Genomic DNA, 17,971 nt, shown 5'->3' with positions numbered 1-17,971 from the left:
GCCCGTAGAAAAATAATGGTGGCTATGGCTCCGGTGAGCACCTCTTCCCATCCCGAACAGAGAAGTTAAGCCCGGACGCGCCGATGGTACTGGAGTCACATCCGGGAGAGTAGGTGGCCGCCAACCCCAACAAAACACCCCTTGTCCCCTTAAAAAGGCAAGGGGTGTTCTCGTTTTAAGACATAGGAGGGAGGAGGAAAGGGGAATAAATGAGGATTGCGCAGATCCCTTGCTAGATGAGCGCATAGCAAGTTTGTGGCAGTGGCGCTTTATAGTTTACGCTATACTTTTATGCATCAAGCAAAGCGGAAACTATAGTTAGCAAATTCTTTAGCTATTCTGATTAATACTTAATTGCATTTAATACTATAGCTTAAAAGTCTGAGATAAATCTTTAAAGCACAAAAGGCAGCCAATTGAAGGCTGCCTTTTGTGCTTTAAGGATATCGCTTTAGTTGGCTATGAACTTTGGATATAGAAGGTTTTGGATCGAAAAGATCTCATCCCATTTCGATTGCTCAATCAGTTCGCGTTCTAATACCGTGATCTGATGTACAGATTTACCTGTCTGCAATGCTTCCTTAGCAATAGATGAAACAGTTTCGTAACCCAGGATTGGATTTAGTGAGGTTACGATGCCAATGCTGTTCATAACCATGTTTTTACAGATCTCTTCGTTAGCGGTAATCCCTACAATACATTTTTCTGCTAAGGTATAGCTGGCGTTTTGTAAATAGGATAGCGATGTGAATAAGCTGAATGCTATGACTGGCTCCATTACATTTAGCTGTAACTGCCCTGCTTCCGCGGCCATGGTAATAGTTACATCTGCACCTACTACATAGTAAGCGGTTTGGTTAACTACTTCTGGTATTACCGGGTTTACTTTACCTGGCATAATAGAAGAGCCGGGCTGCATTCTTGGCAAATTGATCTCATTCAGGCCGGCACGTGGCCCCGATGATAGTAACCGCAGATCATTACAGATCTTTGATATCTTGATGGCAGTTCGTTTTAATACACCTGATACCTGTACATAGGCTCCTGTATCGCAGGTGGCTTCAATGAGGTCTTCCGCTAAAACAACAGGTATACCGGTCTGCTCTCTTAAATGACGGGTTACGATTTCAGGATAACCCTCCGGTGCGTTTATGGAAGTGCCGATGGCGGTTGCACCCATGTTTATTTCACAGATGAGTAGTCTTACTTCTTCCAGTCGCTGAATGTCTTCTCTTATAGTTGTTGAAAAGCCATTGAATTCGGCTCCAAGAGTCATTGGCACGGCATCCTGTAGTTGAGTGCGGCCCATTTTCAGGACATCCTTAAACTCTTTGCCTTTGTTATGGAAAGCTTCCTGTAAAACATTAAGGGCTTTTATAAGCTCACCGATCTTAACATACAATGCCAGGCGGAAAGCAGTTGGATAAGCATCGTTGGTAGACTGTGAGAAATTGACATGGTTGTTAGGGTGCAGGTGGTCGTAGTCTCCTTTGGCATAACCCATCAACTCCAAGCCAATGTTAGCGATAACTTCATTTACGTTCATGTTTACAGAAGTGCCCGCTCCACCCTGTATCATATCGGTTACAAACTGATCTAAGTATTCGCCTGCTATCAGTTTATCGCTTGCCTTGCAGATAGCGTCTGCAATTTCCGGCGACAATACACCACATTCCTTGTTAGCCAGTGCTGCAGCCTTTTTAACATAGCCGAAAGCCTGTATCAGCAGTGGCTCTTTGGAGATAGGAATTCCGGTGATATTAAAATTCTCGAGTGCTCTCAGGGTTTGTATCCCATAGTATGCTTCATTCGGAATATCTTTTTCGCCAAGAAAATCGTGTTCTTTTCTGAAGGTGTTCATATTATCTAATTATTCAGCTTATCGGTTAAATCTTGTTACTCCTTCTGCTGCGCAGCTATAGTAGGAGGTGGTAAATTAATGTCCAGCTTGTCTGCTACTTCCAGTACGATCTGGGTGGCATATATTTTAGTGCAACGTAGCTGACCTGTATAACTATAGTCGTTAATCAGACTTTGGTTAATGATCAGTCGGCCGGCAAACTCTCCGTATGTTTTCACAATTTCAGTCTGTACCTGCGTAAGCTCTTCTTTGCGCTTTTCGGTTTCGGCAGTACGGAAAGGCCTCCTGAATTGATTAACAGGGTAGTCGGAGGAGATGTTATTGGCTGCGGCGTCTTTTTTGGCCTTGTTTATGGCTGAGATCAGCTTTTGCTCGTTTACCGGGCTCTTTAAGCGGCCATGTATGCCCCGGGTATGGTTCAGCCACTCGTGGATATCTATGTCCGGGTCGGTGGCCAGCTCTACTAACGCATCGTTTGGAATGACGAAAGGTGCAGGCTTGTTCATGCTTTTGCCCAACGCTTCCCGGAACTGGTACAACGCCTTCAGGATATACTGGCTATAGTAGGTGAGGCGGGAAGCATTACGTAAGCGCAGGTGCGGGTTCTCAGATTCAGTATACCGTAAATTCTCCAGCAGGCTATCTTCTTCTTCGAGCCAGTGCAGGCGGCCACTGCGTGTAATCTCCTCTACGAGCTTAGCTTTTACCTGGTGCAGGTACACCACATCGATAGCAGCATATTGCAGCTGCTGTTCGGTAAGCGGGCGCTTGTTCCAGTTACTGGATTGCTGCGATTTATCGATCTCTATGTTAAACTCCTCTTTAAGGACTGTAGCCAGCGACGACCGCTCATAGTTCAGGATTTTAGCGGCTACGTCCGTATCCAGCACGTTTTTGATACGACAGCCCATTTTATCGAGTAACAGGATATCGTTATTGGCGTGGTGTATAATCTTGGTTATAGCGGCATCCTGCAATAAGTTAAAAAATAGCTGCAGGTCTTCGATGCCGAACGGATCAATTATATAGCAGAGCCCGTTGCCGGCAGTAACCTGCACCAGGCATAAGTTAAAACCATAGGTATAGCGGTTCTGGTCGAACTCGAGGTCCAGTGCCAGTTCCTGGTATTGTTGCAGGTCGGCAACTGCCTGTGCTAACTCGGCAGAGTTGCTGACCAGCTTTATAGTTATCTTCTTATTTGTAAGGGTAGTAAATTCCATTCCCTAAATTTAATAAGTATTATACTTAGTGCACTATAAATGGGAATGTTTTAAAAGACGTAAACTATAAGTGCAGCTTAAACTATAAAATGCAAAAGTCTCTGCCGTAAATAACGCAGAGACTTTTGCTACATAATGTTAGTAAACTGTAATTCCTACTGGGTTAGTAAACTGTAATTCCTACTGGTTAGGCGGCATTTCTTCGTTTATATCATCTGCCACACCATCGTTCACAGTGGTATCCTGTACGGTGGTAGTATCTGTATCCATGTCCATATCAGTGTCCATGTTCATATCTGTATCTACCTGTTCGGTGGTTTCGGTTTCAGTAGTATTGTTGCCATCGCCGCAAGCTGTAAATGCTGTAAGTGCAAATACAACAAAGGCTGATTTCCATAAATTTTTCATAAGTAACACTATTAGTTAAACAACCAATTTTGTACATATTTATACGGCGCCTTCCGGAAAGTAACCTTAAAGCTATAGTTATATTATATGTTTTGAAGGCAACGTACACAATATACGGGTAAACAGCCTGATCTGCAGGGTAGCTGTACCTAAAACAGATGTAAACCTATATAGGTGTAGTTAAAAGCGTTATCCTTTTGATCACATGTTTTACTATAAAAGTTATAATTTAATTGAACTATAGCTGAATTATAAACTATAGATTGCTTATAGTTTGGTTGCTGTAGTGTCGGTTTGCTGTTGCAGCATCTTGTCGCGGCGGGCCTTAAATTCAGAGCCTTCTTTCCAGGCAGGGTAAGCATTACCATTGGCAATACGGTAACCCACCCTGAAGAAAAGCTGCAGATCTTCCACGGCACCTTCCAGGTTCCAGTCATCGCGCACTTCATCCGTCAGTTTATGGTAGTCATCAGCAGTATATTTTTCCTGCCATTTCTGCACATAATCCGCAGGCTTGCCCTCTGCCTTAACACCTGATTTAGCGTAAAGCGCCGGTACACCCTGCTTTGCAAACTCAAAATGGTCGGAGCGGTAATAGGAGCCTTTTTCTGGACTGGTTTCCGGTACCAGGTGGCGGCCCTGTGCCTCTGCTTCGCGGGCAAGTATATCTTCCAGTTCCGAATTGCCATAACCAATTACCACCACATCCTCGGTGGGTCCATAGGCATTCAGTACATCCATGTTGATGTTGGCCAGTGTCTTGTTCAGCGGATACAACGGATTTTCAGCATAGAACTTGGAGCCCAGCAAACCTTTCTCTTCGGCAGTAACGGCCAGGAACAGTATAGATCGTTTAGGCTTCTGTGGGAGTTTCGCGTATGCTTCAGCCAGTTCAATCAAGCCTGCTGTGCCGGTGGCGTTGTCTAACGCGCCGTTATAAACCTGGTCGCCTTTCAGGCTTGTGTCCTTGCCCAGGTGGTCCCAGTGGGCGGTGTATACAATGTATTCATCCTTTAATTCCGGATCTGATCCTTCCAGTTTAGCCACCACATTGCGTGATTCTATTTCGCGGAGTTTATTCTTTATACTGAAGTTGGCTTTGGCCCCCAGTGCTACTGGTTTAAAATCTTTTCTGGCTGCAGCAGCCTTTAATTGTTGCAGGTTTTTGCCGGCAGCGGTAAATAGCTGTTTTGCTTTCTCATTCGTGATCCAGGCCTCTACCGCTGCTTTATCCATGTTCTTTTGTGCATTGCTGATGTCGAAGTTTTCGCGGCTCCAGCTACCAGATACAACCTCGTAAGGGTAACCGGCCGGCTCTGTTTCATGAATGATGATGGCAGCAGCAGCCCCTTTTTTTGCAGCTATTTCATATTTATAGGTCCAGCGGCCATAGTAGGTCATGGCTTTGCCGCCAAACATAGTGCTATCCAGTTTAGATTTGTCTGATGATAAAGGAACAGGCGGGTCGTTTATCAGCATAACTATAGTTTTACCTTTTACATCCAGGCCCTTGTAATCGTCCCAGCCATATTCAGGGGCAACTATACCATAGCCCACAAATACCATTTCAGAGTTATTGACATTTACATCAGGCACAAAGCGGCGCGACACAGCTACGTAGTCGGATGGGAAGTTAAGGTTTATAGTTTTGCCACCGGCCGTAAACGATGCCTTTGGCTGCGCGGTAAATCCGAACATAGGCACTTTCTGTACATAGGTGCCATCGGGGTTGCCTGGCTGCAGGCCAATTGCCTTAAACTGGCGGGTCAGGTAATTTATAGTAGAGTCTTCGCCGGCTGTGCCTGGTCCGCGGCCTTCAAAGGCATCAGAAGCCAGTGCTCGGGTATGACGCATGATATCGGCAGTGGTAATGCTGTTAAGGGCAGGCGTTAAGTTTGTAGAGTCAGGGGTAGTGGCCGTTGTGGTCTGGGTATCCTCTTCTTCAGATACCGTCCGTGCATTCTCGTTGCAGCCAAAGGCGATGCTCCCGAGAAGCAGACTTATCAGTATGGTGTTTCTCATAGTATGGTTATAGTTAATGTATCTCCTGAAACTATAAAACAGGACCCATATAGCTGATAAGTCCTGTTTTACAAGCTACAAACCACCATACGTGGCGTAGCGCAGTTGGTAACTATAAATATAGTATTTCTGTGTTATTGTTTCAAGAGCTTGGTCTGTTGTGTCTGGTCCTGGGTTTTTATGGTCAGTACATACAGGCCGGCCTGCTGCACCTGCGCAGTACTGAGCTGATGATACCCATCTGCGGAGCGCTGTTGTGGTAACAGGGTCTGCTGTAGTACCGGTCTTCCGCTCATATCTGTCAGGGTAACCTGCATGGCGTTGCTGTCGCCTGCAAACCGGATAGAGTCTGTAAACGGATTAGGGACTGCCTGCACGATAAGTCCGGAAGTAAAAGCCGAAACCGCCATGGGTTTGGAGAAACTATACTTGCCTGAAAAATCTACCTGCCGGAGCCTGTAATGAAGCACTGTGTTGCGCGCCGGGTTGCTATCGGTATAAGTGTAGAATTGTGGCACGTTGCTGTTGCCGGTCCTGCTCTCTATAAAGTCTATTGCCTGGTAAGTTTTACCATCTGTAGATACCTGTATCTCAAATCCTTTGTTATCCTGTTCGGAGGCAGTTTTCCATTGCAGTACTACTGTGTGCGCCTGCTTTTGTGCTTTAAACCAGACTAACTCCACAGGCAAAGGCACAATGACCGGTGGCGCCAGCGTGTAGGTGCCAAAACGGTTCGAGTTGGTGTGGCGCATTGTTGTCTGGCTTACGGCTGTGCTCTGCACCGGCATTACTTCGCTGTTGCGGCCTTTGTTGTATAGTTTATATTCGTTCAGCGGCTTCGATTTCAGTTCGCTTGGCAGAAAGGTAAGGTCCATGGTCATGTCCAGCGCCGTGATATCATTCATGCCGGACCTGCTGATGTTGTACTGCCGCGTAATGCTCTCGGTACCATCGCTTATTTCTGTTGTTACGCCGGTCAGGCGCTCTACAGTTATCACGCCGGGGTCTACTTCGTTGCGGGTCAGGGTCAGGCCAATGTTGCCAAAGCTTTCAGCAGCTTGCGGTGTAAGCGTACGGCTCGTTTTTACGGTACCAATAATATGCGCGGCATCTGTTTCAGGAGATGTAAGGGCAGCATTGGTGCCGAGCCATACCTGGTTCTGGCCGGTGTTAAAATGGCTGTTGGTGATGCTGGTGCTGTTACGGATCGTGATATCGTTGTGCAGCAGCGCCTGTGCCGACCCGCGGAAATGCATGTTGTAGAAAGTGGTTACGCCCGAAAGCTGTTGCAACGTGTTCCCCTGCAGAATGATTGTAGAAATTCCTTCCTGAAAGGTGCCGTTATTTGCCCAGTCGCCGGCTATAGAATAGGTGGCCGCACCTGCCGCAGTAGTGCCATAGTTGGTATAATCTCCACCAACGGTTAAACTGGTAGCTACATTAGGTTCGGAGGCGAGTGTGCCATAGTTTACGACATTGCCGCTAACCGTATGTGCATAGGTTCCGGCGTTCAGGGTGGCACTGCTCTCTATCAGCAGATCTCCGGAAACTAAAAGACTTGCCGCAGGCACTTTTGTGCTGCTTCCCGCTAATTGCAGGTGGTGGTAGGGCAGCGGCGCTATAATCTGAGTAGCTGTGTTGCTGCCGGTGTATTTCACGGTACTGGTGCCCTCGGAAAAAGTACTCTTACCACCAAAGGTATAGTTCCCGCCAATTTCCAGTGTGGCCGCGCCCATTATAATGTCCCCGTGGTTTACGACGTCCGTTGTTACAGCTATAGTTCCAGCTAAGTTTTCGGTGATGCAGCCATTGCCGATCACAAAGGAGGAGGCCGAAACAGCGCCGCCGTTATTTACAAAGCTGGTGTATCTGCGGTCGTTTTTTGGGTTAAGCACTATAGTAGTGGCTGCCAGCGAAGCACCACTCCCAACTATAAACTCTGTTTTAACAAGGCTGCTGCTGTTGTGTGGCGGGAAAAGCTCTATTCTGCTGCAGGTAGCCTGTGCGGTAAGTGTTACCTGGTGCCCATCGTATAGTTCTACAACATCTGCAGAGCCGGGCACCTTTCCGCCAACCCATGTAGTAGCTACGTGCCAGTCGCCGCTGCGGGCCGACCGTATGGTGGTTTGTGCATGTACGCCTGTTGTTACCAGGAACAGCAGACAAATAATACCTGCGGCACGCAGCAGACTGATCTTTTTAGCGATGGACAGGTAAGAAACTGTGCGGAGGAGTAATTCATTTTCCATAGTACATAACTATTAAGGTGAATTAATGCTTATGTAAGAAAATACAGCCCGAACTATAGCAGACGAGTGTAAGTAATTGCCGTGGTAAATGAATGCAAACTATAAAAGTGGCTTGCGGGCTGTCAGGCCCGGTAGTAAATACGGGTCATGGTACTATCGTAAGGATCGTATCCTGGCCTGGTGCGGTAAAATCGTTTCTCTAAGGTTTTCAGATCTTTCACATAGCTCAGCATAAAGCATTGCCACCCGGTTTTAGCGTCAGGGGCATAGGTCGCTTCTGTGCTCCAGCCACAAAGGCAATCCTCCTTCTGCTGGTTTTGCCCAAGCAGATGTGGCTCTACCAAGTACGTATGGCCGTTATAGGTAAATTGTACAAACAGCCTTGCCCCGATTGCTTTCGATAGTTCTTCCAGCATTATGTTGCTCATAGCTGATCTTTTTAGTATTTCCCAACAACTGGAGCTGCTAAACTATAGGTAAGCAGCTTCTCATTCTCTAACCTGTACTAAAGCTACCTATTCCATTACTGGTATAACAGGAAACAATCCGGTAAAAAGTAACATCCTTTTTAAGGCTTATCGCCCAGGCTGTAACCGCTTAAAATAGCCATACTGCATATATTAAGGGTTTTTGAGAGGAATAAAGCAGATAAAAAGTAACTTTTCCGGCTCTGCCTGCTGGCTATATCAAGGCAGGCTTTTATAGCATATGTATGTATAACTAATAAGCTTTTGGCAGGAACCGCCGTTCACTATATGGAGTATACTTTAAGTTGCGGATAAACTATAGCATTAACGCAATAGCTGAAGCTTTCAGGCGTAACTCGAAGGCATTTTATATAACATAGTGTAAAGTTATATGTTTGTAAGTCAGTTGTATTTGCTTATGCGGTTATGTAAAATTTGATTTTTAAATAATACTCCTAACTTTGCCTTGATACAAAGAAGTTAATTCTATGGATAAATATACTTACATCGCCAATGCGCACGGCGATTATATCGATGAGCTGTACAAAGCTTACCAGCAGGACCCGGAATCGGTTGACTTCGGATGGCGCAAATTTTTTGAAGGATTTGAGTTCTCAACAACTTACGGCGAGAATGGCCATAAGGTAGTTGAAGGTGCTACTGCTGCTCCAACAAAAGGGGCTGTTGTTGCCGGCGAATCTGAAAAGGAAGTAGCGGTTCGCAACCTTATCCATGCCTACCGTACGCGCGGTCACCTGCGGTCAAACACCAACCCGGTGCGCCCGCGCAAAGACCGTAAAGCAAGACTTGATCTGGCTGACTTCGGTTTAACGGAAGCTGACCTGAACACTGTCTTTAAAGTAGGTGAGATCATCGGTATCGGCCCGGCTACACTTCGCGATATAGAAGCTGCTCTTCAGAAGATCTATACAGGCCCTATTGGCTTCGAGTATATGTATATCCGCGACCCGGAAGTACTGGAGTGGTTCAAGCAGAAAGTAGAACGCGATTCCCTTAATTTCAATCCGGGCATCGAATATAAAAAACGCATTCTTTCCAAACTGAACGAGGCGGTTGTATTTGAGAACTTCCTGCATACAAAGTTCTTAGGTCAGAAGCGCTTCTCCCTGGAAGGTGGCGAAACAACTATACCAGCCCTGGATGCCGCTATTGATAAGGCGTCTGAGCTTGGCGTAGAGGAAGTGGTGATAGGTATGGCGCACCGTGGCCGCCTGAACGTGCTGGCCAACATCATGGGCAAAACATATGAGCAGATCTTCTCTGAGTTTGAAGGTACGGCCGTTCCGGACCTAACCATGGGCGATGGTGACGTGAAGTACCACATGGGCTTCTCTTCTGAAGTAATTACACCATCCGGCAATAAAGTTAATCTGAAACTGGCACCTAACCCGTCGCACTTAGAGGCGGTTAACCCGGTTGTGGAAGGCTTTGTGCGCGCCAAAATTGACTGCATGTATGGTAAAGATATAGACAAGGTATTGCCGATACTGATACACGGCGATGCGGCCTTAGCTGGCCAGGGTATAGTGTACGAAGTGACGCAAATGGCTAACCTGGAAGGCTATAATACGGGCGGTACCATCCACTTTGTGATCAACAACCAGGTAGGTTTTACTACCGACTTTGAAGACGCCCGCTCCTCTATCTATAGTACAGATGTTGCCAAGGTTATTGATGCGCCTGTAATGCACGTAAACGGCGATGATCCGGAAGCGGTAGTATTTGCAATGCGCATGGCAATGGAGTACCGTCAGCGCTACAACAACGACATCTTTATTGATATGGTGTGCTATCGCCGTCATGGACACAATGAGTCTGACGAGCCGAAATTCACACAGCCGCAACTATACAACCTGATCTCGAAGCACCCGAACCCACGCGAGGTTTACAATAAGAACCTGATCTCCCGTGGTGAAATTGATGCTGAGTTAGCTGAAAGCATGGACAAGGAGTTCCGCCAGATGCTGCAGGACCGCCTGGACATGGTGAAGCAAAAACCATTGCCATACAACTACCAGCAAATGGAAAAAGAGTGGCAGTCGCTTCGCCGCTCTACCCCGGAAGATTTTAACCAGTCTCCCGAAACAGGCATCTCTCTTGAAGCTATCGAAACAGTAGGAAAGGCGCTGACAACATTGCCACAGGGCTTCAAGCCACTGAAGCAGATTGAGAAGCTGCTGAAAGAACGTAAAGAAATGTTCTTTGAAAGCAAGCAACTAAACTGGGCAGCCGGTGAATTGCTGGCGTACGGATCTGTATTGCTGGATGGTAGAATCGTTCGTTTCTCCGGACAAGACGTACAGCGTGGTACGTTCTCGCATCGCCATGCCGTGTTGCACGATGCCGTTACAAGCGCGCCTTATAACAGCCTGAACTATATGAAAGAAGGCCAGGGCTCTTTTGAAATCTATAACTCCCTGCTTTCTGAATACGGTGTGCTTGGTTTTGAATTTGGCTACGCTATGGCTAACCCGAATGCACTGGTTATCTGGGAAGCGCAGTTCGGTGACTTTGCCAACGGTGCCCAGGTAATGATCGATCAGTTCATCTCTTCTACAGAGTCTAAGTGGCAGCGTATGAACGGCCTGGTAATGTTGTTGCCGCATGGTTACGAAGGCCAGGGACCAGAGCACTCAAATGCTCGACCTGAGCGCTTCCTGCAATTAGCTGCCGAGAACAATATGTTTGTGACTTACATTACAACACCGGCTAACCTGTTCCACTTTATGCGCCGCCAACTGGCATTGCCATTCCGCAAGCCGGCTATCAACATGTCGCCTAAGTCGTTGCTGCGTCATCCGGCTGTAGTTTCTCCGGTAGAGGACTTTACATCAGGCGGTTTCAGAGAAGTGATCGGTGATAACTTTGCCGCACCTAAGTCGGTTAAGAAAGTATTGCTGTGCTCTGGTAAAGTTTACTTTGATTTACTGGAAGAGCAGCAAAAGAATAAGCGTAAAGACGTAGCGGTTATCCGTTTAGAGCAGCTGGCGCCATTCCCGAAAGTGCAGTTGGAAGCAGAGCTTGGCAAGTATAAAAACGCGAAAGTGTACTGGGTACAGGAAGAGCCTGAGAACATGGGTGCCTGGACATATATTCTGCGCATTATGCGTAACGGTGTAGAAGATGTAGTAGCCCGCAAGGCCAGTGCATCGCCGGCAACCGGTTACCTGAAAGTACACGCCAAAGAGCAGCAGGAACTGATCGCAAGAGCGTTTGCGATATAGAATTAAGAATTAGGAATTAAGAATTAGGAATGTGAAATCAGAAAATGTGTTACTTTCTAAAAGTTATGCCTTTGCTATTCGCATTGTTAATTTGTACAGATTCCTTTATCAGGATAAAAAAGACGTTGTAATTTCAAGGCAGATCCTTCGTAGCGGCACTTCAATAGGTGCAAATGTAGAGGAGGCAATCGGTGCTCAGAGTAAGAAAGATTTTATATCGAAGATGTCAATCGCTTATAAGGAAGCAAGAGAAACTAATTATTGGCTAAGGCTGCTTCGGGATACGAACTTTATTAACCAAGAGCAGGCAACTTCGTTGCTAATAGATTGTGAAGAACTTTTGAAGATTACTGGCTCCATATTAAAGACGTCAAAGAATAATACTGATACTTAATTCAGACATAAATAATTCTTAATTATTAATTCGTAATTCCTAATTAGATAAAATATGAGCTTAGAAGTTAAAGTGCCTGTCGTAGGTGAGTCGATCACTGAGGTAACTATAGCCCAGTGGCTGAAAAAAGACGGTGACCGCGTGGAGATGGATGAGGTGATTGCGGAACTGGAGTCTGACAAAGCCACATTCGAACTGCCAGCCGAAGCCGCAGGCATTTTACGCATTGTAGCACAGGAAGGCGACACTATAAATGTTGGTGCCGTGATCTGCACAATAGAACAGGATGGAGCAGCTGCTGCTCCATCAGCTCCTGCTGCTAAAACCGAAGCTGCTCCGGCACAAGCTGCAGCGCCTGCACAAACTGCTGCTCAGCCAGCTGCCGCAACTACTACAGTAGCAGGTGAAGCTGTTGAAATGAGAGTGCCAACTGTAGGCGAATCTATTTCAGAAGTAACTATAGCTAACTGGCTTAAAAAGGACGGCGACTTTGTGCAAATGGACGAAGTGATTGCTGAACTGGAGTCGGATAAAGCTACATTTGAACTGCCTGCAGAAGCTGCCGGTACACTACAGATTGTGGCGCAACAGGGGGATACTGTAGAAATTGGTGGTTTGCTTTGCAAAATTACGCCAGGTAGTGCGGGCACAACAGCAGCAAATGCCCAAGCAAACGCCAAGCAGGAGCAGGCTACACAGCAAGTAGCTGCACAGGCTGCATCTGCTCCATCAGGTGCACAAACCTATGCTTCCGGCACACCATCTCCGGCTGCAGGTAAAATATTGGCTGAAAGAGGAATAAATGCTGCTGATGTGCAGGGTACAGGCCGTGATGGCCGTATCACCAAAGAAGATGCAATTGGTGCTCAGGCAAGACCTGCTGCTCAACCATCGACTCCGGCTGCCAAGCAAGAGGCTGCTGCTCCTGCCGCAGCAGGTGAGCGCAACTCCCGCCGCGAGAAGATGAGCAACCTGCGTAAAACAGTTGCTCGCCGTCTGGTATCTGTTAAAAATGAAACGGCTATGCTGACTACCTTCAATGAGGTAGACATGAAGCCGATCATGGATATCCGCGCCAAGTACAAGGATAAGTTTAAAGAGAAGCACGAAGTAGGCTTAGGCTTTATGTCGTTCTTCACGAAGGCTGTAACAGTTGCGCTACAGGAGTGGCCTGCGGTTAACGCGCAGATCGATGGCAACGAGATCGTGTACAACGACTTCTGCGACATCTCTATCGCGGTATCTGCACCAAAAGGTCTGGTAGTTCCGGTTATCCGTAACGCGGAGCAATTGTCATTAGATGGTATTGAGAAAGAAGTTATCCGTCTGGCTAAGAAAGCGCGCGAGAACAAGCTTTCTATCGAAGAAATGACAGGTGGTACCTTCACCATCACCAACGGTGGTGTGTTTGGTTCTATGATGTCTACACCGATCATCAACGCGCCGCAGTCTGCTATATTGGGTATGCACAACATCGTACAGCGTCCGGTAGCCATCAACGGTCAGGTTGAGATTCGCCCAATGATGTACCTGGCCCTTTCTTACGACCACCGCATCATCGACGGCCGTGAGTCAGTTAGCTTCTTAGTTCGAGTGAAAGAACTGTTAGAAGACCCGATGAGATTGCTATTAGGCGTTTAATTTATTGAGGTAAGGAAGGAGGGGTAAGCGAAGTAGTTTGCTCCTCCTTTTTTTGATTGTCCCCTTGAGGGGACCATAGGGGTGTTTGCCTGCTGAAGTAAAACATCTCCCTACCCCCTTCAGAGGGGGACTTTACTCAGTTCCAAATTCCCCTCCTCGGAGGGATAGGGGTGGGTTAACTATAGAAGAAAAATCACATACAAAAACGAGAACTATAGTTCTCCATAAAGTATAGAAAAATGAAATACGATGTAACCGTAATCGGTTCTGGTCCTGGTGGGTATGTGGCAGCAATCCGTTGCGCGCAGCTGGGCCTGAAGACTGCTATCATAGAAAAATATAATGTGTTGGGTGGCACATGCCTTAACGTAGGCTGTATCCCATCAAAAGCGTTGCTCGATTCATCAGAGCACTTCCATAATGCCGCACACACGTTTAAAACGCATGGCATTGAGCTGAACGACTTGCAGGTGAACATGGAGCAGATGATTAAGCGTAAGGGAGAAGTGGTGAAGTCGAATAACGACGGCATTGCGTTCCTGATGAAGAAGAACAAGATCGATACCTACTATGGCCTGGGCTCTTTTGTGAACAAGAATACGATCAAGATCACAGACACCGAGGGTAAAGAGCAGCAGATTGAAACAGATAAAACGATCATTGCGACTGGTTCCAAGCCGGTGGCCCTGCCGTTCCTGCCAATCGATAAGAAGCGCATCATCACATCAACAGAAGCTTTAACACTTACCGAAGTTCCGAAGCACATGATCGTGATCGGTGGTGGTGTGATTGGCCTGGAGCTTGGCTCGGTTTACGCCCGCTTAGGTGCAAAAGTGCAGGTGATCGAGTACGTGGATGCCATTATCCCAACTATGGACCGTGCCCTTGGAAAAGAGCTGCAGCGTGTATTGAAGAAAACACTTGGTTTTGAGTTCTTCTTTAACCACAAAGTAACCGGCGCTACCAACGAAGGCGAAGTGGTAAAAGTAACTGCTGAAAACCCGAAAGGTGAAACGGTAACCTTTGAAGGCGACTACGTGCTGGTATCTGTTGGTCGTAAGCCATATACTGAAGGTTTAGGCCTGGAGAATGCTGGTGTGCAGATGGGCGAACGCGGTATGATTGCCGTGAACGACCACCTGGAGACGAACGTGCCAGGCATCTACGCGATTGGAGACGTAGTGCGTGGTGCGATGCTGGCCCACAAAGCTGAAGAAGAAGGCGTGCTGGTAGCTGAGCAGATCGTTGGTCAGAAGCCGCATATAAACTATAACCTGATACCGGGTGTAGTGTATACCTGGCCGGAAGTAGCTGGCGTAGGCTACACAGAAGAGCAACTGAAGGAGCAGGGTCGTGCTTACAAGTCTGGTTCGTTCCCGTTCAAGGCATCTGGTCGTGCTAAAGCATCTATGGATACGGATGGTTTTGTGAAGGTGTTAGCTGACAAGAATACAGACGAGATTCTGGGCGTACACATGATCGGGCCACGTGCGGCGGATATGATCGCAGAAGCGGTGGTAGCCATGGAATTCCGTGCATCGGCAGAAGACATTGCCCGTATGAGCCACGCGCACCCAACCTATACCGAAGCCATGAAAGAGGCCTGCTTAGCAGCAACCGAAAACCGTGCGTTGCACATCTAAGCAAAATAGCTTAACTATACATTAAAAAAGCGCCACTCTGCAAAGGGTGGCGCTTTTTTGTGGTGGCAACTATAGTTTACTTCTTCGGCTTGTCGATATGCTTGATAGCCGCATTGAAATACAAGTAACTATTGGCAGATGCATTTTCAGTTATAGTTAGCTCAATATCAGGTGTGAGTTTACCGCCGTAGACTTTGCCATGGCGGTCTGCTGCTCTTGCGTCTGTCAGGTTTAACCACGCACCATCAGATAATTCGCGTGGCGCATTGCTGGTAGTAAGACCCTGTGTAGGCGTGCCAATTATTTTGGTGTGTTTGCGGCCTCTGAAGCTAATGGCCGCCATCTCGCCGGAACTGCTGGTTCTACCGCTTACCAATACTGCTACTGGCTGCCCCTGCTTTTTAAGGGTGTAAGGACTTTTAATAAAATGTTCTGTGCTGTCTGTCAACCCGATGATCATACCGTTCTTATAGTTGGCGTAGGTAATTTTGTTATCGCCATCAGCCCAGCCCACTGATTTTCCTTCCCCTAAAATAGGCATCAGGCCGGCTATAGTTGGTTCCAGGTTGCCGCCCTGATTCTGGCGCAGGTCAATTATCCAGCCTTTAGGATTCTGTGCATCCAGTTTGCGTATCACGTGCTGAATAGAATCCACAAAAGCCAGCTGGTCTTCGTTGGTGATAGCTGAAAAACCAGGAACTGTAATAAGCGCGTACTTGCCGTCAACTATAGTTCCGGTTGGCATGGGTAGCTTTTGGCCGGAAGCTTCGGCGCCGCCCATTTCTTTATAGGCTTTAATGACTTCTGCCGGATACAGTCGGCTATGGTTATCTTTCAGACCTTCCAGTGCTTTGTTTATTGCCGGATGGGTATCTCTTATCGTTTTAGCATCTTTTGCGGCTTCTAATGTTGTAGCGTATAGTTTCTCCCAGTCTACTTTTTGCTTGTTGATGGAGTGGTTCTTCATGATGTTCAGAGCCTGAACAACATAGGTTCTTATAGAATCTGATGGCGACTGGGCAAAAGAGGAAACAGGAATACCTACCAGTAAGAGAAAGAGAAAAGTATAAAGTTTTTTCATGAAGTATAAGTTTGTTTTAAAGCGTAACTGTAAAAATAGCGGTTTCTGAATACTTGCCATATGCAACGGTGAGATTGTTTAATCTCATCATTCAAAAAAACTTTTCCCACGCAGGCAACCTTTGCTATAGTTGCTCCATCTATTAGTCAGAGTCCGGGAAATAACTCACAAACCTGAATAAAAAACACTATGAAAAAACACGTACACCTGCTGCTTGCATTGCTGTTTCTGCCGCTGCTGACTATAGCACAAAATAAGGTAGCTGCTTCTGAGATCATCGCTAAAATAAACCGCGGCGAAGCTGTAAACTATAAGAACGCTGAAATTACCGGTAACCTGGACATGACGAAGTTGCAGAATATGAAGCTGAAGAATGAAAAGGCCGGGAAGAACGATACCAAAGAGCACATCAGCACGGTAATAGCTCCGCTTGTTTTCGAGAACTGCACCTTTAAAGGCGATGTGCTGGCATATTTTAACCCGGATAACGGTGTAAAGTCGGCAAGCACAACCGGGGGAGAAGTGTACAACACCGATTTTAAAAAAGAAGTACGCTTTGAGAACTGCACTTTTGAGGCGGCAACCGCTTTTAAGTACAGCGATTTTGAGCAGGAAGTGTCGTTTGCCGGTAGCCGGTTTGCAGAAGAAGCCCTGTTTAAGTACTCCAAATTCGCAAAAGCTGCAGATTTCAGCAAAGCCACTTTCGCAGACGATGCCAACTTTAAATATACGGCCTTCCGGGATGAAGCGAATTTTAAAGGTGCTGTTTTTGAAGATGACGCAGATTTTAAATACGCTAAGTTTGAAACAGGGGCCGACCTGCAGCGGTCTGTTTTTGAAGGGTTAGCAAACTTTAAGTATACCCATTTTTCTAAAACAGCGAACCTGGATAATGTCAGCTTTAAAGGTGGCACCGATTTTAAGTATACAAGGCTTAACAACCGCCCGGCAAGTCTGATACCTGTGAAATAAAAGAAGAGTAAATAGTTATAAGATAAGCTTTAGTTTGAACCATGCACAAAAGCCGCACCTGTTGCGGCTTTTGTGTTTTAGGGCTATCGTTGCAGTAGTGCCAATAGTTTACCGGCCCCTTCGGTTTGCTGTAGTACAGTTAGTGGTGGCAAATGCAGTTGCTCGGCTCTTACCTTATTTACAAGTGGCAGATCTATAGTTGTGTGTTGCTGCCGGGCGGCTATAGTTGCTGCAATGGCTGTTTTCAGCGACGCCGCTTTTACCCGTATGGTCTGGGCTGCGTAGCGTGCCGGGTGCAGATGCACGTACCGGCCTTCCTGCGTGCCCCAGCGTAGTATCCAGTCGGTGCCGTCGGGTAAGGTAATGGTGCGGTAGTGGCTGCGGTGCGCTGCTAAAAACTGCCGGTATGCTTCGGGGTGCAGCAGGTCCTGTTGCTCTAACTGCAGAATTACGGCCTGCGCAATTTCCAACGGTGTCAGCGGGCCGGTATAAAAGTCGAGCTGCGAGGTACCGATGCGCTGCAGGGCCGGGCCGGGATTAGCCGTGGCGAGCATTGCCTGCTCCTGGATAAATGCCCGGATAAAACCCAGATGATGCTTAAGCGGGTGGAAAAGTACCGGCCGGGGCAGCGTTGTGGTAACTATAGTTGCCGCTGAAGTAAATGGTTCGTTGTGTGGCATGTTCAGGTGTACGGCAGCGGTTACAAAGCACTCCCTGCGACGGGCAATCAATTATATACCTGCATTTTTAGTATGTGCACTATAGCGT

The 17,971-nt window shown here is 47.0% G+C and carries 13 protein-coding genes and 1 rRNA gene; 6 read left to right on the top strand and 8 right to left on the bottom strand.

Annotated elements, in window-relative coordinates; translation table 11 throughout:
• Positions 1–14 precede the first annotated feature (14 nt).
• Positions 15–126, top strand: a 5S ribosomal RNA gene (gene rrf / locus H7F15_RS10850).
• Positions 127–451: 325 nt separating this feature from the next.
• Here rrf and aspA read toward each other — a convergent pair.
• The 6 genes from aspA to H7F15_RS10820 form a co-directional block, all read right to left on the bottom strand.
• Complete coding sequence (aspA, locus tag H7F15_RS10845) at positions 452–1,861, bottom strand: aspartate ammonia-lyase (RefSeq protein ID WP_185196982.1); 1,410 nt, start codon at positions 1,859–1,861, stop codon at positions 452–454.
• Positions 1,862–1,896: 35 nt separating this feature from the next.
• Positions 1,897–3,081 (bottom strand): ribonuclease D, encoded by a 1,185-nt coding sequence (locus H7F15_RS10840; RefSeq protein WP_185196981.1) that lies wholly within the window; start codon positions 3,079–3,081, stop codon positions 1,897–1,899.
• Positions 3,082–3,261: 180 nt separating this feature from the next.
• Positions 3,262–3,489 carry a hypothetical protein gene (locus tag H7F15_RS10835; protein WP_185196980.1) on the bottom strand — a complete coding sequence of 76 codons (228 nt, stop codon included), beginning with the start codon at positions 3,487–3,489 and terminating at the stop codon, positions 3,262–3,264.
• A 267-nt stretch (positions 3,490–3,756) separates the two neighbouring features.
• Positions 3,757–5,511 carry a M28 family metallopeptidase gene (locus H7F15_RS10830; RefSeq protein WP_185196979.1) on the bottom strand — a complete coding sequence of 585 codons (1,755 nt, stop codon included), beginning with the start codon at positions 5,509–5,511 and terminating at the stop codon, positions 3,757–3,759.
• Between the two features lie 134 nt (positions 5,512–5,645).
• Positions 5,646–7,760: a T9SS type A sorting domain-containing protein gene (locus H7F15_RS10825; protein ID WP_185196978.1), complete on the bottom strand. Its 2,115-nt coding sequence runs from the start codon at positions 7,758–7,760 to the stop codon at positions 5,646–5,648.
• Between the two features lie 122 nt (positions 7,761–7,882).
• Positions 7,883–8,188: a hypothetical protein gene (locus H7F15_RS10820; protein WP_185196977.1), complete on the bottom strand. Its 306-nt coding sequence runs from the start codon at positions 8,186–8,188 to the stop codon at positions 7,883–7,885.
• 527 nt (positions 8,189–8,715) lie between these two features.
• On the opposite strand from H7F15_RS10820, the gene H7F15_RS10815 reads away from it, so the two are divergent.
• The 4 genes from H7F15_RS10815 (at position 8,716) to lpdA (ending at position 15,150) form a co-directional block, all read left to right on the top strand.
• On the top strand, positions 8,716–11,472 hold the full coding sequence (locus H7F15_RS10815; RefSeq protein ID WP_185196976.1) for a 2-oxoglutarate dehydrogenase E1 component: 2,757 nt from the start codon (positions 8,716–8,718) through the stop codon (positions 11,470–11,472).
• Positions 11,473–11,503: 31 nt separating this feature from the next.
• Entirely contained in the window at positions 11,504–11,866 is a 363-nt protein-coding gene (locus tag H7F15_RS10810) for a four helix bundle protein (RefSeq protein WP_185196975.1), read from the top strand.
• Positions 11,867–11,920: 54 nt separating this feature from the next.
• On the top strand, positions 11,921–13,507 hold the full coding sequence (gene odhB / locus H7F15_RS10805; RefSeq protein WP_185196974.1) for a 2-oxoglutarate dehydrogenase complex dihydrolipoyllysine-residue succinyltransferase: 1,587 nt from the start codon (positions 11,921–11,923) through the stop codon (positions 13,505–13,507).
• Positions 13,508–13,746: 239 nt separating this feature from the next.
• Positions 13,747–15,150, top strand: a complete 1,404-nt coding sequence (gene lpdA / locus H7F15_RS10800; RefSeq protein ID WP_185196973.1) for a dihydrolipoyl dehydrogenase — start codon at positions 13,747–13,749, stop codon at positions 15,148–15,150.
• 76 nt (positions 15,151–15,226) lie between these two features.
• Here the strand turns inward: lpdA and H7F15_RS10795 are convergent, their stop codons facing one another.
• On the bottom strand, positions 15,227–16,231 hold the full coding sequence (locus H7F15_RS10795; RefSeq protein ID WP_185196972.1) for a S41 family peptidase: 1,005 nt from the start codon (positions 16,229–16,231) through the stop codon (positions 15,227–15,229).
• Between the two features lie 189 nt (positions 16,232–16,420).
• Here H7F15_RS10795 and H7F15_RS10790 point away from each other — a divergent pair, with 189 nt between their 5' ends.
• The gene (locus H7F15_RS10790; protein ID WP_185196971.1) at positions 16,421–17,203 is read left to right on the top strand and encodes a pentapeptide repeat-containing protein; all 783 of its coding nucleotides are present in this window, start codon (positions 16,421–16,423) and stop codon (positions 17,201–17,203) included.
• Between the two features lie 83 nt (positions 17,204–17,286).
• Here H7F15_RS10790 and H7F15_RS10785 read toward each other — a convergent pair whose 3' ends face one another.
• Positions 17,287–17,883, bottom strand: a complete 597-nt coding sequence (locus tag H7F15_RS10785) for a hypothetical protein (protein WP_221627041.1) — start codon at positions 17,881–17,883, stop codon at positions 17,287–17,289.
• Positions 17,884–17,971: the final 88 nt, after the last annotated feature.

Origin of the sequence: Pontibacter sp. Tf4, from assembly GCF_014212495.1 — a bacterium.
GTDB lineage: Bacteria > Bacteroidota > Bacteroidia > Cytophagales > Hymenobacteraceae > Pontibacter.
The sequence above is the reverse complement of the archived record's forward strand: the minus strand, read 5'-3'. Positions and strand labels throughout refer to the sequence as shown.